We start from the raw sequence: 15,370 nt of genomic DNA, 5'->3' as shown, positions 1-15,370 counted from the left end.
ACCGGCACATGCTCGGCCGGCACGCCGACGCGGCCTACTGGCTCGCCGAGGCGGTCGCGGTGCCGGGCGGGCAGCCGGGCGCGGCCCGTGATGTCGCCGAAGGGATGCGCGAGCTCAGCACGCTCGCGCAGGGCGACGACACGAGCAAGAAGCGGCGCGGGGCGCTGTGGGCGCTCGCCGGCCGGCTGCTGGAGCCCCCGGAGCTGCCGGGCTTCGGCGGCGCGCTCGCCACGATCAGCCTGGCTTCCCTGGACGGGACCGAAGCCGCGCCGTCGATCATCCAGCGGCTGGTCGACGGGCCGGACACGTGGCTGGCCGGGCTGGCCCGCATCCACCGGGCCCGCTGCGCGGAGAACGAAGGCCGTCTCGCCCCGGTCCGCCCCGACGTGGCCGCCGCCCTGGAATGCTTCGCCCGTGCGGGCGACCGCTGGGGCCTGACCAAGGCGCTGCAGTTCCGCGCGCTGCTACGGCAGTACGACGGCGATCTCGACGGCGCGCTGGCCGACCTGGACGAGGCCAAGAGCCTGGCCCGTGAATTCGCGGCGCTCAGCCTCAGCGACGAGATCTACCTCAATCTGCGCCTGGTCGATCTGCACGCGCGGCTCGGTGCGACCGGACGGGCGGGCGAGCTGATCGCCGCGGCCCGGGAGCGCGCGCTGCGCTCGGCCTCGCCCGAGATGGCGGTCCTCTTCGACGCGCGGGAAGCCCGCCTGCGGATACGGACCGGCGACCTCGTCCGGGCGCGCGAGCTGGTCGAATCGGCCGAGAGCGGACTGTCCGGGCAGCTGCCGTTCAGCGGCGACCACGGGCACGCGCTGATCGGCGTGGTACGCGGCGAACTCTGCCTCGCGCTCGCCGACGGCCCCGGGGCCGCGAAGGCGCTGGAGCGCGCGTACACGGCGGCGGTCGAAAGCCACGACATGCCGATCGTGGCGACGGTGGCGGTGACCACGGCCGGTCTCGCCGCGCTGCACGGCCGGTTCCACGACATGGCCGTATTCCTCGGCGCGGCGGCCCGCCTGCGCGGCGCACACGACCCCACCGACCTGACGGTCCGCACACTGACCAGCCGCGGCCATGCCGCACTCGGCCAGGAGCACTTCACCGGGGTCTACGAGAACGGTTGGCACCTGGAGATGGCAGCGGCACTGAACCGGACCGATCCGGCACGGCTGCGGTGAGAGTCGCCGACGCGTCACTCGCCGGCGGCCAGCCAGCGGAGGCGGCCGTCCCGCGGAGAGGTCCGGCAGGTGAGGTGCTCGCCCTGTGAGGAGACCGCCGTGGCCCCGCTCACGCGGCACTTGCGGTGCAGCTCGTTGCAGCTGCCCTTCTTCTTGCCGGGGATCTTGGCGCAGTTCTTGGTGTCGTGCGCCCTCCTGCCCTCGGCGGAGAGGTGATCGTAGTTGCTGCCGTCGTGCCGGCCGGGCGAGTCGGCAGGCGCCGTTTCGGCGCGCTCCGTCTCGGCGGGCCGGGGAGCCGGCCGTGCTTTCGCTGCGCTGCGGGCGGCCGGGGACTCCGATCCCCGGCGGGCCGCGGGCACTTCGGGCGGGCGCGGTGCCGTTGCCGTCGTGGCCGGCGCCGATGCGGCGGGCGACGCGGCCGACGACTCCGTGCGGTCCGCCGACCCGCTGCCGCAGGAGCAGAGGGTGCTCAGCACAACCGCCGCGGCCGCTATGGCGAGGCCCCGTCCGGCGGAGCGCACGTGTATACGATCAAGCATGGGAGCAGCTTAAAGGGTGACATGTCCCCTTGATCAGCGGCTATGGCTACGGTGCCCCGACCGGCCTCAGCGCTTGAAGGCGACCGTGGAGACGACATAGACGACCGGATGGTCCGGATCGTCGAAATTCACCGTGATGCGCTGGCTGGGGCCCGGGCCCTCGGCCTTGAGGGACGTGCCGGCCCACTGGCCGCCGCTCGCCAGGTCCCAGCCGACCTTGGCCGCTTGCGCGCCGGTGATGGTGATTTCGCCGTCCTTGAGAGCTGCACGGCTGGTGCCGGCCCACTTCAGATAGTGGTCCAGGCCCCACTCGTTGGTGCGGAACTGGACGTAGAGAGAGCTGCGGTGCCAGGCGTTGGACTCGTAGTAGTAGACCGGTGTGGAGCCCGCGGGGACCGGGACGTTGTAGATGCGCTGCTGCACCTTGGAGGGGAAGTCGTTGTAGAGGCCGGTGGCCGCGGCCTCCTCCTCCTTGCTCTGGCCGCTGTCGCGGCTCTGCTCGGCGGAGATGACGATGTAGCCCGCGGGGACGGCGATCAGCAGGAAGATCACCAGGGCGGTGAGCCAGCGGCGGCGCCGGCTCGGCCGGGGTGCCGCGGACGCGCCGCCCGGGGGCCCGGCCGGCGGCTCCGGCCGCTCGGGCGCCTCGCGCACGGCCTGCCCCGGCTCCTGTCCCGCCGGATCGTGTTCGTCGGTCATGGGTGGGGTGTCCAGCTCCGTCATCGCCGGCCCGATCGTTCGTACCGCTCATAGCGTTCCACGCGGCGGCGGTTGGCGCGCCGGAAGCGGCGGGCCACCAGGCGCGCCAGGTCGGCGGCGCCGACCATCCCGGCCTCCGGGCCCAGCTGGGCCTTGGCGATCCGGGCCTCGGGGCGGTAGCCGCGGCCGGTCAGGGTGCGCCGGAAGGCGTCCCGGGCGGGGCCGATGAGCAGGTCGTCGGCGGCGCTGACGCCGCCGCCGATCACAAAGCAGGAAGGATCCAGCGCGGCGGCCAGATTGGCGATGCCGACGCCCAGCCACTGGCCGATGTCCTGGAGCAGCTCGACGCACATCGCGTCGCCCTCGCGGGCCAGCTCGGTGATCAGCGGGCCGGTGATGTCGGTGACGCGGCCGCCGACCCGGTCGATGATGTTGTACGCGACCGGGGAGTCCGCGGCGGCCAGCTCGCGGGCCTCGCGGACCAGCGCGTTGCCGGAGCTGTACTGCTCCCAGCAGCCGCGGTTGCCGCATGGGCAGCGGTGCCCGGCGGGCACCACCTGCATATGGCCGAATTCGCCGGCCACGCCGTACTTGCCCCGCTTGACCGCGCCGTTCTCCAGGATCGCGCCGCCGATACCGGTACCGAGCGTGATCATCACGAGGTGGTCCTCGCCGCGGCCGGCGCCGAAGCGCCACTCGGCCCAGGCGGCCGTGTTGGCGTCGTTGTCGACCATGACGGGGACCGCCAGGCGGCCCGCGAGGCGGTCGCGCAGCGGCTCGTTGCGCCAGTTCAGGTGGGGGGCGAACAGGACGGTGCTGCGGTCGGCGTCGACCCAGCCGGCCGCGCCGATGCCCACCGCGTGCACGTCGTGCCGGTCGGAGAGGTCCAGCACCAGTTCGGTGATGACGTCCTCGACGACCTTGGGGCTCTTGGACTTGTCGGGCGTCTCGGTGCGGACCTTCTCCAGGATCATGCCGTCCGCGTCGACGACGCCGGCCATCACCTTGGTCCCGCCGATGTCGATGCCGACGGTCGGCACACGGGGCGCGCTCAGGTGGGAGCGCCGCTCGCGGGTGCCCACCGTGCGCAGCACGGTCGCTCTGGCCGATCCTCGGTGCACCCGGTCCCGGTACGTGCTCATCGACCCACCTCTTCGCCGTTGCGGTGGCGGCGGCTGCGTGCTCGCAAGAGTCGTCTCGTCCCTGCGGGTGTCGGGAGGCCGGGGCCTCGGGCGTGCGTGGTCCGGTGGTGCTCGTTCGGTCCGGTACGTGTCCGGGCGCCGCCGGGGCGTGCCCGGGGCGCGCGGTGCCGTGCCGGCGGCGGTGACGTGCACGGTCCGCTGCGATTGTGCCCTACCCGCGCCACGGCGCGCATGGCGGCGCGGGCCCGGCACGGCCCGCGCCGCCGGCCCGCTCAGTGGGTGGGGTGGCCGCCGAGGTGGCTGGGCCCGGGCGCCCGCGCCAGTTCGTGGCTGAGCTGTTCCAGCTCGCTGCCGCCCGCCATCTGGCGCGTCAGCTCGTCCAGGGCGATCTCCCGCTTGGTGTGGCGGCCGGCCATCGTGCCGCGCTTCAGGAGGACGAAGCGGTCGCCGACCAGGTAGGCGTGGTGCGGGTTGTGGGTGATCAACACCACGCCGAGTCCGGCGTCCCGGGCGGCCGCCACGTACTTCAGCACCACGCCGGACTGCTTGACGCCGAGCGCCGCCGTCGGCTCGTCCAGGACCAGTACCTTCGCGCCGAAGTAGACGGCGCGGGCGATGGCCACGCACTGCCGCTCGCCGCCGGAGAGGGTGCCGATGGGCTGGTCCACGTCGCGCAGGTCGATGCCCATGCGCAGCAGCTCGGCGCGGGTCGTCTCGCGCATCAGCTGCACGTCGAGCCGTTTGAAGGGGCCGGCGCCCTTGGTGGGCTCGGAGCCGAGGAAGAAATTGCGCCAGACCGGCATCAGGGGGACGACCGCCAGGTCCTGGTAGACGGTGGCGATGCCGCGGTCCAGAGCCTCGCGCGGGGAGGACAGCCGGGCCTCTTCGCCCTCGATCGCGAAGCGGCCCCCGTCGTGCTGGTGCAGCCCCGCGATGATCTTGATGAGGGTGGACTTGCCCGCGCCGTTGTCGCCGAGTACGCAGGTGATCTCCCCGGCGTGCACCTCCAGCGAGACGCCTTCCAGGGCCTTGATGTTGCCGTAGAACTTGCTGACGTCCGCCAGCTCCACGAGGGGCGGGCTGCCCTCGGCCCGCGCCGGGGCCGCCGCGTCCGCCGGCTCGTCCGGGGTGCTCTCCGGGGTGCTCATTTCGTCGCCTCCGCCCGCTTGCGGACCCATGCGTTCAGGAGCGTGGCCAGCAGCAGCATCGCCCCGAGGAAGAACTTGTACCAGTCCGGGTTCCACTGGGCGTACACGATGCCCTTGCTGGCCATGCCGAAGATGAAGGCGCCGACGGCGGCGCCGATCGCCGAGCCGTAGCCGCCGGTCATCAGGCAGCCGCCGACCGCGGCCGCGATGATGTAGAGGAATTCGTTGCCGACGCCGTCGCCGGACTGGATCGCGTCGTAGGAGAACAGCAGGTGCTGTCCGGAGATCCAGGCCGCCAGCGCCACGCCCATGTACAGGCCGATCTTGGTCTTGGTGACCGGGACGCCGACCGCCCGCGCGGCGTCCGCGCCGCCGCCCACCGCGAAGATCCAGTTGCCGGCGCGGGTGCGCAGCAGGATCCAGGTGGCCAGCGCGACCAGGCCGATCCACCACAGGATCGTGACCTGGATGTCCACGCCGCCGACGCTCAGGTGGGACGCGAAGAGCGTGCGGGCCGAGTCGAAGCCCTCCATGTCGGCGATGGACTTCGTGGAGACGGTGCCGCTGATCAGCTTGGTGAAGCCGAGGTTGAGGCCGGTCAGCATGAAGAACGTACCGAGCGTGATGATGAAGCTGGGCAGTTTCGTACGGGTCAGCAGGAAGCCGTTGAAGACCCCGATGGCCAGGGTGACCAGCAGGGACACCCCGACACCCACCCAGACGTTGGCCGTCATCTGGTAGCTGAACATGGACGAGACGAGCGCCGAGCTGACGACCATGACACCGGCCGACAGGTCGAACTCGCCGCCGATCATCAGCAGCGCCACCGGCACCGCCATGATCCCGATGGTGGACGACGCGTACAGCACGGTCGAGAGGCTGGACGCGCGCAGGAAGGTGTCGGCGGCGAAGGAGAAGAAGAGGAAGACCGCCGCGGCGCCGACCACCGCGCCCAGCTCGGGGCGGCTCATCAGGCGGCGCGCCGGCGACCGGTGCACCAGCCGCTCGTCCGGTCCGGCGCCGCTCTGCGGTCCGCCGGCTTTCACGGGTGTGTCCGCGGTGCTCATCGGGTCCCCCGCTTCGTGTACTCCTGCAGCGCCGCGGCGTCCTTCTTGGTGATCACCTGCGGGCCGGTGAAGACCGGCTTGCCGCCGCCGAGCACATCGGCGTTGTACTTGTAGAGCCACAGCAGGTCGACGGCCTGGTAGCCCTGGAGGTACGGCTGCTGGTCGACGGCGAAGCCGAGGGAGCCGTCCTTGAGGCCGTCGGCGACCTTCGCGTTCAGGTCGAAGGTGTCGATCTCGGCGTCGCTGCCGGCCTGCTCCTTGGCCTTGACGGCGGTCGGCGCGAACGGCGCGCCGAGGGTGACGACGGAGTCGATGTCCCGGTCCGACTGGAGCTTGGCCTCGATGGTGGACTGCACGTCGGGCATGTTGGTGCCCTCCACGTACAGCTTCTGCAGTTCGCCCTTGAAGGTCTTCTTCGTGCCGTCGCAGCGCTGCTCGTGGCCGACGTTGCCCTGTTCGTGCAGGACGCACAGGGCCTTCTTGCGGCCCCGCTCGTTCAGTTCCTCGCCGACCGCCTCGCCGGCCATGGTCTCGTCCTGGCCGATGTGGGTCAGGGCGCCGTACGCCTTGGAGACCTCGGCGCCGGAGTTCACGGTGATCACCGGGATGCCGGCCTTCTCGGCCCGGGCGACCACGTCCTTCATGGCGTCCGGCTTGGCGAGGGTGACGATCAGCCCGTCCACCTTCTGGTCGATGTAGGACTGGACGAGCTGGCTCTGCCGCTGGGCCTCCTTGTCGTGCCCGTAGACGAACTTGATGTTGTCCTTGTCGGCGGCCTGCCGGGCGCCGTTCTGCACGATGTCCCAGAACGTGTCGCCATCGCCCGAGTGGGTGACCATCGCGAAGGTCCACCTGGGGGTGTTGACGGCCGCCTTGCCGCCGGCGGTCTGGGCGGCGCGCGCTTCCTCGGCGCGCTTGCCGCCGGTGCTGCTGCATCCCGCCAGGGACGCGGTGAGCACCGCTGCCAGCAGCGCGGTCACCGCGCGTGCCCCTCTCCGAACCCTTGCCACGAGGTCGTGCCCTTCTCGTTGCTGTCGTTTCTGTCTGTGCGCCGGGGGCGCTGTGCCGGGTTTGGGCCGAAAATGATCGGTCCCGGCCGCCCAAGTATCCGTTACACCTGTTCCATGTGAGGTCATCGGGTCCCGCGCCCGGTGTACTCCGCCAGCTTCGGTACGTCCTTGCCGGTGACGATGGCCGGGCCGGTCAGCACCGGTTTGCCGCCGCCCAGGACGTTGCCGTTGGCCTTGTGCAGCCACAGCAGGTCCACCGCCTCGTAGCCCTGGAGGTAGGGCTGCTGGTCCACGGCGAAGTCGATGTCCTTCTTCTTCAGGAGCCCGACCACGGACGGGTTCAGGTCGAAGGTGCCGATCCGGGCCTTGCTGCCGGCCTCGTCGCGGGCCTTCCCGGCGATCGCGGCCATCGGCGCGCCGAGCGTGACGACGGCGTCGATGTCCTGGTCCGACTGGAGCCTGGCCTGTACGGAGGACTGGGAGGCGGGCGCGTTGGTGCCGTCCACGTTCAGGTTCTCCACCCGGCCGGAGAAGGTCGCGCGCACCCCGGCGCAGCGATCCTCCAGGGAGACGTTGCCCTGCTCGTGGACGACGCACAGGGCCTTCTTCCGGCCCCGCGCGTTCAGCTCCTCGCCGACGGCGCGGCCCGCCACGGTCTCGTCCTGGCCGATGTGGGTGAGGGCGCCGTAGCGGGCCGAGAACTGCCCGCCGGAGTTGATCGTGATCACCGGGACGCCCTGTGCGACGGCCTTGCGGACCACGGCCGCCAGCGCCTGCGGCTTGGCGAGCGTGACGATCAGCCCGTCCACCTTCTGGTCGAGGTAGGACTGCACCAGCTCGGCCTGCTTGCCGCCCTCCTTGTCGTTGGCGTACAGGAACTTCACGTTGTCCTTGCGGGCGGCCTGCTCCGCGCCGTTCTGCACGATGTCCCAGAAGGTGTCGCCCTCGCCGGCGTGGCTGACCATGCCGATCGTCATACGGGGCGTGTCGACCGGCCGGACGCCGGCCCCGCCGCTCGGCTTGTCCTCGGCCCCCTTGCCGCCGGAGCCGCTGCACCCGGCGGCGAGCGCGAGGGCGGCGACGGCCGCCAGGGCCGCCTGGAGTCCGGCCTTGCGGGGCCGGACGGTCCGGGGCCGGATGGTGGTACGGGGCTTGCGCACGGTACACGTCATGGAACCGCCCTCTCTCCCGCGCCGCCCGATGGCGGCTGGAGGAGTTCTAGCGGCGCGCGCCGAGTCCCGTCAATGGTTTGTCAGAACATTCTTACCCGGGCAGTGGTCCGGTGGGGCGCGGCGGGCTCAGGGCCGTACGAGCAGCTGGAACTCGAAGGCGTACCGCGAGGCGCGGTAGACGTGCGAGCCGAACTCGACCGCGCGGCCGGTGTCGTCGAAGGTCGTACGCTGCATCGTCAGCAGCGGGGCACCCTCGGGCTCGCCGAGCCGCTCGCCCTCCTCGACGGTGGCGGCACGCGCGCCGACCGCCTGGCGGGCGCTGTGCAGGGTGATCCCGGCCGCCCGCATCAGGCGGTACAGGCCGGTCTCCTCCAGCCGCTCGGTGCTGAGGTCGATCAGCCCGGCGGGGAGGTGGTTGCGCAGGTGGGCGACGGGTTCACCGTGCGTGAACCGCAGCCGCTCGACGAGCGCCACCTCGGCGCCCTCCGCGATCCCGAGCGCGGCGGCGACCTCGGCCGTGGCCTCGGTGGTGGTGTTCAGCAGCACGCGGGTGGCGGGCTTCTGCCCGGCGGCCTCCAGGTCGTCGTAGAGGCTGCTCAGCTCCAGCGGGCGCTTGACCTGGCTGTGCACGACCTGCGTGCCGATGCCGCGGCGCCGCACCAGCAGCCCCTTGTCGACCAGCGACTGGATGGCCTGGCGGACGGTCGGCCGGGACAGCCCGAGGCGCCCGGCCAGCTCGATCTCGTTGCCGAGCAGACTGCCCGGCGCCAGCTTGCCGGTCTCGATGGCCGTCTCCAGCTGCTGCGACAGCTGGAAGTACAGCGGGACCGGGCTGCTCCGGTCCACGCTGAAGCGGACGGGGCTCTCGTCGCCCTTGGAGTCTGTTTCGCGTTTCCCCACGGCTGGGAGCGTATCCGGCCCGGCAGATGACGGGAAGTCCAGAGGTCACATTGTCCGGACAATCACGTCGGGGGTGGGCGTGAGCACGGTGGCGGCGTAGGTGGTCGCGCCGTCGGCCGCGTGGGCGGGCACACCGCCGTACGGGAAGCCGTTCCTCACATACCCCGAGACCCGGCACCCCGCCGCCCGGCCCCGCCCGTCACACCGTCCCCCGTTCCCCGTCCGTGCGCGCCTCCGCGATCACCTCGTCCAGCACCTCCCGCGAACGCAGCAGATCACCGATCATCGCGTCGATACGCTTCCGTTCCACCGCCAGATCCTCGGCCAGCGCGGCGGTGGCGGTCGCCGAGCCGCCGTACTCCCGCATACAGGGCAGCAGTTGCGCGATCTTCGCGCTGCACAGCCCGGCCGCGAACAGCTCCTGGATGCGGATCACGCGGTCCACACAGGCTTCGGGGAACTCGCGGTGGCCACCGGCCGTCCGCTCCGCCGCCAGCAGCCCCTGCTTCTCGTAGTAGCGCAGCGACCGCTCACTGACTCCCGTACGCCGCGCCAACTCCCCTATGCGCACCGACTCTTCCCCCATTTCCCTCGCCCCCGGCCACCGCCGGACCCGGCTGTCGGGCTTGAATCTGACATTAGTGTCACCTTCTACCGTCCTGCCATGACGCACACCACGCTCGCCCCGCAGCCCCCTTCCGCACCGTCCGCCGACACCCCGCCGTCCCTCCTCGCCCCCTACGCCTCCGCCACCCTGAACACGCCCAACCGCATCGTCATGGCCCCGATGACCCGCTTCCGCGCCGACGAGGACAGCGTGCCGCTACCCTTCGTCGCCGACTACTACGCACAGCGCGCCTCGGCGGGCCTCATCGTCACCGAGGGCATCTGGCCCTCCTTCCGCGGCCAGAGCGGCCGGCGCGTCCCCGGCCTGGCGACCGGCCGGCAGATCGCCGGCTGGCGCCGGGTCACCGACGCCGTGCACGCCGCGGGCGGCCGCATCTTCGCCCAGCTCATGCACGCCGGACGGATCGGCCACCCCCTGGGGCGCATCGACGGCGGCCACCCGGCCGGACCGTCCGCGGTGCCCGTACCGCAGGCCCAGCACACCCCTGCCGGGAAGCAGGACCCCGTGGTCCCCCGTGTCATGACACACGACGACATCCGCACGGCGGTACGGGACTTCGCCGACGGTGCCCGCAACGCGATCCGCGCCGGGTTCGACGGCGTCGAGATCCACGGCGCGAACAGCTATCTGCTCCACCAGTTCCTCGCCGACAACACCAACCTCCGCCAGGACATGTACGGCGGCGATGTCACCGGCCGTATCCGCTTCCCCGTCGAGGTCGTGCGCGCCGTGGCCGACGCGGTCGGCGCCCGCCGCACCGCGCTGCGCCTGTCCCCCGGCAATCCGCAGTTCGGCATGGCGGAGGCGGACCCCGCGCCCGTGTACCGCGCCCTTCTGGACCGCCTCGCTCCCCTGGGCCTGGCCTACCTCCACCTCACCGAGAGCACCCCGGCCTACCGGGCGCTGGCCGACCTGCGGCCCCACTGGCCCGGCACCCTCATCGCCAACGTGGGCGAGAACGGGGCCCCGACGACCCGGGAGGCGGGCCAGGCCCTCCTGGACTCCCGCCGCGCCGACCTGGTCTCCTACGGCCGGGCCTTCCTCGCCAACCCCGACCTCCCGCACCGCTTCGCCACCGGCACTGCGCTCGCCGGCCACGACCCCGCGCTCCTCTACACGCACGGCGCGGAGGGCTACAGCGACTACCTCCCGAGCCGCGCGGCCCGCTGACGGCCCGCTCAGGGCCCGCTCAGGGCCCGCTCAGGGCCCGACGCCCCGACGACGGCCCCGGGTGCTCTTGCCTCACTCCCCCATCCACGCGTCCTCGTACTTCTTGTACGTGCCGTCGTGCTTGGCCAGGTGGACCCACTGGTCGACGTACTGCTTGAACGGGAAGTCGGCGCGCGGTACGGCGTATGCCTTCTCGGAGAAGGTGAAGGGCCGGTCGGGGTGTACGGCGCACAGTTCGGGGTGGATCTTGGACTGGTAGCGGGTCTCGCTCGCGTCGGTCATCATCACGTCCGCGCGGCCGGCGATGATCTCGTCGAAGATCGTGGTGTTGTCGGGGTGCCGCTTGAGGGTCGCGTGCTTGATGACGGAGCGGGCGAACTGCTCGTTGGTGCCGCCCGGGTTGACGATCACCGTGGTGCCGGGACGGTCGATCTGCTCCAGCGTCCGGTACTTGTCCTGGTCCCCGCAGCGGACGATGGGCGTCTTCCCGTCCGTACGGGTGGGCTCGCCGAAGGCCGCCTTGCGGGCGCGCGGGAGGGTGACCGACACGCCGCCCATGGCGATGTCGCAGCGCCCCGCCGCCAGGTCGTCCACGAGCTTCGCCCAGGTCGTGGCCACGTACTTGGGTGTGGCGTCCAGGCTCGCGGCGAGGTCGCGGGCCATGGAGATGTCCACACCGCTGTACGTCCCGGACGCGGGGTCGCGGTGGGTGAAGGGGCGGTAGTCGCCGGTGGTGCAGACGCGCAGGACGCCGCGGCGGGGGATGGCGTCGAGGAGGGTGGCGGAGCGCGCCGTGGTGTGCGCGGCGGCGGACGGCCGGTCCGAGTGGAGGGCCGGGGCCGGGGCGGTCGTCGGTGCGGTGGCGGTGAGGGCGAGGGCGCAGGTCAGGACGGAGAGGACGGCGGCGCGGCGCATGGGCGGCTCCTGTACGCGGCGAGGGCGTGAGCGGTGGGCGGAACGCGCCGTCAGCGTGGCAGAGCCTGGGACGGGTGAGAAGGGCGTGATCGGAGGGTGGGACGGGAGAGCCGGGCGCGACCGGGCATACGGGACGGGGCGGCTTGCCGGCCGCCCCGTCCCGTCCCGTATGCCCGGGGATTCCCTGGCCCTACGGACCTAACGCCACCGCACCGGCAGGTGCTGGGGCCCGCGTATCGTCATGCCCGCGCGCCACGTCAGCGCCTCGGGCGCGGTGTCCAGGGCCAGATCCGGACAGCGTTCCAGGAGGGTGCGGACCGCGATACGGCCCTCGACGCGGGCCAGTGGGGCGCCGAGGCAGAAGTGGATGCCGTGGCCGAAGGCGACGTGGCCGCGGGTCTCGCGGGTGATGTCGAAGGTGTCGGGGGCCTCGAAGCGCTCCGGGTCGCGGTCCGCCCCGGCCAGGCCGACGAGGACGACCTCACCGGCCGGGATCTCCGTGCCGCCGATCTCGACGGGCTCGGCGGTGAAGCGCCAGGTGGCGGTCTCCACGGGGCCGTCGTAGCGCAGCATCTCCTCGACGGCGTTGTCCAGCAGCGAGGGATCGGCGCGCAGCGCGGCCAGTTGCGCGGGATGCTGGAGCAGGGCCCGTACGCCGTTGGAGATCAGGTTGACGGTGGTTTCGTGGCCGGCCACGAGCAGGAGGAAGGCCATGCCGAGCAGTTCCTGCCGGGAGAGCTGGTCGCCGTCCTCGTCGCTCGTGCGCACCAGCGCGCTCAGCAGGTCCTCGCCCGGCGAGCGCCGCTTGCTTTCGATCAGGCCGTCCAGATAGGCGGCCATCTCACGGGCGGCGGCCATCGTCGCCTCGTGTTCGGTGGGCGAGACCAGTTCGTTGGACCAGGCGCGGAAGGTGTCCCGCTCGATGTCGGGCACCCCGAGGAGTGCGCAGATGACGGTCATCGGGAGCGGGAAGGCCAGCGCCTCCACGAGGTCGGCGCGGCCGTCCGGGGCGGCCAGCATGGCGTCCAGCAGCTCGTCGGCGATCTGCTGGACGCGCGGGCGCAGCGCCTCGACGCGGCGGGTGGTGAACTCCCGGGCCACCAGCTTGCGCAGCCGGGTGTGCTGCGGCGGGTCGGCGTCGAGCATGTTCATCAGCTGCCACTCGGCGTCCGTCTCGGGGTCGACGACGGGGACGGCGGCGCGGGACCAGTCCTTGGCGAAGCGGTTGTCGGCCAGCGCGGCCCGCGCTTCGTCGTACCCGACGACCAGCCACACGTGCTGGAGCTCGGGCTGGGCCTCGGGGATGCGGACCCGGTGGACCGGGCCCTGGGCACGCAGCTTGGCGTAGTACGGATGCGGGTCGGCGACGAAGTCCGGGCCGTACGCGCCCAGGTCGATGATTTCCGGCATGTCCTGTCCGCCCCTCGTAGGCTTTTCGGTCACCGTACGGACACCGGGGGCGGGGGTCATCGGCCCCGCGGAGGAGCCGGGCGGCCCCGCCTCCTCCATGGGGAGTGCTTCACCTGCGGTACCGCGGGGCGGCGCGGCCTCAGATGTCGTAGAGGCCGGAGGTCCCGGGGCCGGCCGGCGGCTGGGGCGCGGCGTCCGCGAGGCGGGCGAGCAGGTCCGTGGCGCGCTTGGCCACGGTCTCCCGGTCGCCTTCCGAGAGGGCCGCGCCCATGCCGACGGCCACCGCGCCGGCGGCTATCCACTCGGGGGCGCTGTCGACCGTCACCCCGCCGGTGGGCAGCACCGGGGCCTGCGGCAGGGCGGCGCGGACGTCGCGCAGCCAGTCGGGGCGGTGGGCGGAGGCGGGGAAGAGCTTGAGCGCGTCGGCGCCCAGCTCCAGGGCGCGCACCATCTCGGTGGGCGTGGCCACGCCCGGGAAGACCGGGACGCCGTAGCGGTGGCCGGTGCGGATGACCTCGGCGTCCAGGCTCGGGGAGACCAGGAAGCGGGCCCCGGCGTCCACCGCCATCCGGGCCGAGACGGCGTCCAGCACGGTGCCGGCGCCGATGACGGCGTCATCGCCCAGCTCCCGGCTGAGGGTGGTGACGGCCTCCAGCGCGAACGGCGTGGTCAGGGATATCTCCAGGCTGGTGATCCCGGCGGACAGCAGCGTGTCGGCGGTGGCGCTGGCCTCGTCGTACGTCTCGCTGCGGACGACGGCGAAAACACGCTGCGCCAGAGCGGCCCGGGTGATCTCCCAGCGGTACACGGCAGTTCGCCGCCTTCCTTGTCTCAAACGCCAGAACCACGCGCCCCGTCCCCGCGAAACGGCCGGGCACGCGGCGCCTCCTGGGCCGCGCCGCGCCGCAGGTGACCGCCTCCCGGTCCCTTTGCCACCGTTGCCCGCCCATTCGTCGTTTCTACCGAAACGCTACCGGGGACCACTGACAATCCTCTCGCGGGGGTGCGTCCAGGTGCCCGCCGTATGCCGGGAAACGGGCGTGATGCCGTACGGCTCGCCCGCGGCGGCCGGACATACGACGGCGGAGGCCGGGGGAATCCTCCCCGGCCTCCGCCGCCCCGACCGGCCGACCGTCTCAGCAGCCCCGGTCGACCAGGTCGAACGATTTGTAGTGGTCGGCGGTGTAGTAGTCCTCGTCCTTCTTCTCACCGGTCACGATGCGCCGGGCCCCGCGGTCCGGGGAGCCCGGCGTCTTCACGGTGTACTCGTGGTAGTAGCCGCTCTTCTGCTGGGGGAGGATGCCCTCCCGGTTGCTGAAGACCGTGCCGTCCTTCGGGTACGGGTAGGGGCCGCCCTTGGCGATCAGGTTCAGGGTGTCGTGGGCCTGTGAGGGCAGCTTCGAGTAACAGATGTCGCCGACCGCCTTGACGTGCGCGGCGGGGCGGACGGTGGCCGAGTGCGCCACGGGGGCGGTGGCCGTGGTGGGTGTGGCGGCGACGGCGGGCCCGCCGACGAGCAGGGCCGACGCGAGGGCGCCCGCGGCGCCGAACCGGGTGATGCGTGGGGGGATCTTCATGGACCCAGCATGACGCGCGTAGACAGGTACCTGTCAATAACAAGGCACGGATGTTTCCCGGGAGTTCACAGGACGACGCCCGGCTGAACAATGGGAATGCACTGAAATGTCCGCTTGCCTGTGAGGCAAAACTTTTGCCCGAGAGGCGAAACCTGGCTATACCGGGTACATGAGCGACACCGCTGCCGAGCAGCCCACGGGCGAGCCGGCCGACGAGCTGCCCTCCGTCGCGCCCCGGCTGCGCGAACTGCGGCGCCGTACCGGCCTCACGCTGGAGACGGCCGCCCGGCGGGTGGGGCTGTCGCCCGCGCACCTGTCCCGGCTGGAGACCAACCAGCGCCAGCCGTCGCTGCCGATGCTGCTCGCCCTGGCACGGATGTACGGAACAACGGTATCCGATCTGCTGGGCGAGGCCGTGCCGGAGCGGGACCCGGTCATCCGGGCCGCCCGCGCCGAACCGTCCCCCGCGGGCGGCTGGACGTACTGGACCGTGGGCGGCGCCGGACGGGCCATGCAGGCGCTGCGGGTGCACGTACCGCAGCGCGCGCAGGGCGATCTCGTACGGGTGCATCCGGGCGAGGAGTGGCTGTACGTCCTCAAGGGACGGCTGCGCCTCACGCTGGGCGAGACGGTCCATCTGCTCGACCCCGGTGACGCGGCCCACTTCGACTCGCTGACCCCGCACCGCATCGCCGCCGCCACCCGCGGCGGCACGCAGCTGCTGTTCGTCCACACGCTGCTGCAGAGCGGCGCGGCCGAGCTGTGCCTCGGCGACGCCGCACCGCGCCGCGGCCTGTGACCGAGGAAGGAAC

General features: G+C 72.3%; 16 protein-coding genes. 3 read left to right on the top strand and 13 right to left on the bottom strand.

Going from position 1 to position 15,370, the window contains the following annotated elements; translation table 11 throughout:
• The first annotated feature begins 8 nt into the window (after positions 1–8).
• Entirely contained in the window at positions 9–1,181 is a 1,173-nt protein-coding gene (locus ADK86_RS13305) for a hypothetical protein (protein ID WP_053696775.1), read from the top strand.
• A gap of 14 nt (positions 1,182–1,195) precedes the next feature.
• On the opposite strand, the gene ADK86_RS43130 is transcribed toward ADK86_RS13305, so the two are convergent.
• From ADK86_RS43130 to ADK86_RS13260, 9 genes are all read right to left on the bottom strand, one after another.
• On the bottom strand, positions 1,196–1,720 hold the full coding sequence (locus ADK86_RS43130) for a hypothetical protein (RefSeq protein ID WP_159393851.1): 525 nt from the start codon (positions 1,718–1,720) through the stop codon (positions 1,196–1,198).
• A 66-nt stretch (positions 1,721–1,786) separates the two neighbouring features.
• Complete coding sequence (locus ADK86_RS13295; protein ID WP_234345839.1) at positions 1,787–2,419, bottom strand: hypothetical protein; 633 nt, start codon at positions 2,417–2,419, stop codon at positions 1,787–1,789.
• Positions 2,420–2,439: 20 nt separating this feature from the next.
• Positions 2,440–3,561: an ROK family glucokinase gene (locus tag ADK86_RS13290; RefSeq protein WP_003983103.1), complete on the bottom strand. Its 1,122-nt coding sequence runs from the start codon at positions 3,559–3,561 to the stop codon at positions 2,440–2,442.
• 272 nt (positions 3,562–3,833) lie between these two features.
• Positions 3,834–4,709 carry an ATP-binding cassette domain-containing protein gene (locus ADK86_RS13285; protein WP_234345838.1) on the bottom strand — a complete coding sequence of 292 codons (876 nt, stop codon included), beginning with the start codon at positions 4,707–4,709 and terminating at the stop codon, positions 3,834–3,836.
• A complete protein-coding gene (locus ADK86_RS13280; RefSeq protein ID WP_053696773.1) occupies positions 4,706–5,776 on the bottom strand; it encodes an ABC transporter permease in 1,071 nt (356 codons plus the stop codon). The genes ADK86_RS13285 and ADK86_RS13280 overlap by 4 nt, the downstream gene beginning before the upstream one ends.
• Positions 5,773–6,747, bottom strand: coding sequence for a sugar ABC transporter substrate-binding protein (locus ADK86_RS13275; RefSeq protein ID WP_053696861.1), 975 nt, complete (start codon positions 6,745–6,747; stop codon positions 5,773–5,775). Before ADK86_RS13275 ends, ADK86_RS13280 begins: the two co-directional genes overlap by 4 nt.
• Before the next feature lie 161 nt (positions 6,748–6,908).
• A complete protein-coding gene (locus ADK86_RS13270) occupies positions 6,909–7,958 on the bottom strand; it encodes a sugar ABC transporter substrate-binding protein (RefSeq protein WP_234345837.1) in 1,050 nt (349 codons plus the stop codon).
• Between the two features lie 126 nt (positions 7,959–8,084).
• Positions 8,085–8,804, bottom strand: coding sequence for a GntR family transcriptional regulator (locus tag ADK86_RS13265; RefSeq protein WP_053696859.1), 720 nt, complete (start codon positions 8,802–8,804; stop codon positions 8,085–8,087).
• 253 nt (positions 8,805–9,057) lie between these two features.
• The gene (locus ADK86_RS13260) at positions 9,058–9,429 is read right to left on the bottom strand and encodes a MerR family transcriptional regulator (RefSeq protein ID WP_053696858.1); all 372 of its coding nucleotides are present in this window, start codon (positions 9,427–9,429) and stop codon (positions 9,058–9,060) included.
• Positions 9,430–9,522: 93 nt separating this feature from the next.
• Here ADK86_RS13260 and ADK86_RS13255 point away from each other — a divergent pair, with 93 nt between their 5' ends.
• Positions 9,523–10,656, top strand: a complete 1,134-nt coding sequence (locus tag ADK86_RS13255; protein ID WP_053696772.1) for an alkene reductase — start codon at positions 9,523–9,525, stop codon at positions 10,654–10,656.
• Positions 10,657–10,728: 72 nt separating this feature from the next.
• On the opposite strand, the gene ADK86_RS13250 is transcribed toward ADK86_RS13255, so the two are convergent.
• The 4 genes from ADK86_RS13250 to ADK86_RS13235 form a co-directional block, all read right to left on the bottom strand.
• Positions 10,729–11,571, bottom strand: coding sequence for a transporter substrate-binding domain-containing protein (locus ADK86_RS13250; protein ID WP_053696771.1), 843 nt, complete (start codon positions 11,569–11,571; stop codon positions 10,729–10,731).
• Positions 11,572–11,769: 198 nt separating this feature from the next.
• The gene (locus tag ADK86_RS13245) at positions 11,770–12,981 is read right to left on the bottom strand and encodes a cytochrome P450 family protein (protein WP_053696770.1); all 1,212 of its coding nucleotides are present in this window, start codon (positions 12,979–12,981) and stop codon (positions 11,770–11,772) included.
• A gap of 139 nt (positions 12,982–13,120) precedes the next feature.
• On the bottom strand, positions 13,121–13,789 hold the full coding sequence (locus ADK86_RS13240) for a bifunctional 4-hydroxy-2-oxoglutarate aldolase/2-dehydro-3-deoxy-phosphogluconate aldolase (protein ID WP_053696769.1): 669 nt from the start codon (positions 13,787–13,789) through the stop codon (positions 13,121–13,123).
• 328 nt (positions 13,790–14,117) lie between these two features.
• Positions 14,118–14,558 carry a ribonuclease gene (locus tag ADK86_RS13235; RefSeq protein WP_030592522.1) on the bottom strand — a complete coding sequence of 147 codons (441 nt, stop codon included), beginning with the start codon at positions 14,556–14,558 and terminating at the stop codon, positions 14,118–14,120.
• Between the two features lie 169 nt (positions 14,559–14,727).
• Here ADK86_RS13235 and ADK86_RS13230 point away from each other — a divergent pair, with 169 nt between their 5' ends.
• Positions 14,728–15,357 carry a helix-turn-helix domain-containing protein gene (locus tag ADK86_RS13230; RefSeq protein WP_053696768.1) on the top strand — a complete coding sequence of 210 codons (630 nt, stop codon included), beginning with the start codon at positions 14,728–14,730 and terminating at the stop codon, positions 15,355–15,357.
• The last annotated feature ends 13 nt before the right edge of the window (positions 15,358–15,370 follow it).

Source organism: Streptomyces sp. NRRL F-5755 (genome assembly GCF_001279365.1).
GTDB lineage: Bacteria > Actinomycetota > Actinomycetes > Streptomycetales > Streptomycetaceae > Streptomyces > Streptomyces rimosus.
Note: the sequence above shows the minus strand (reverse complement) of the source record. Positions and strands in the feature narration are given on the sequence as shown.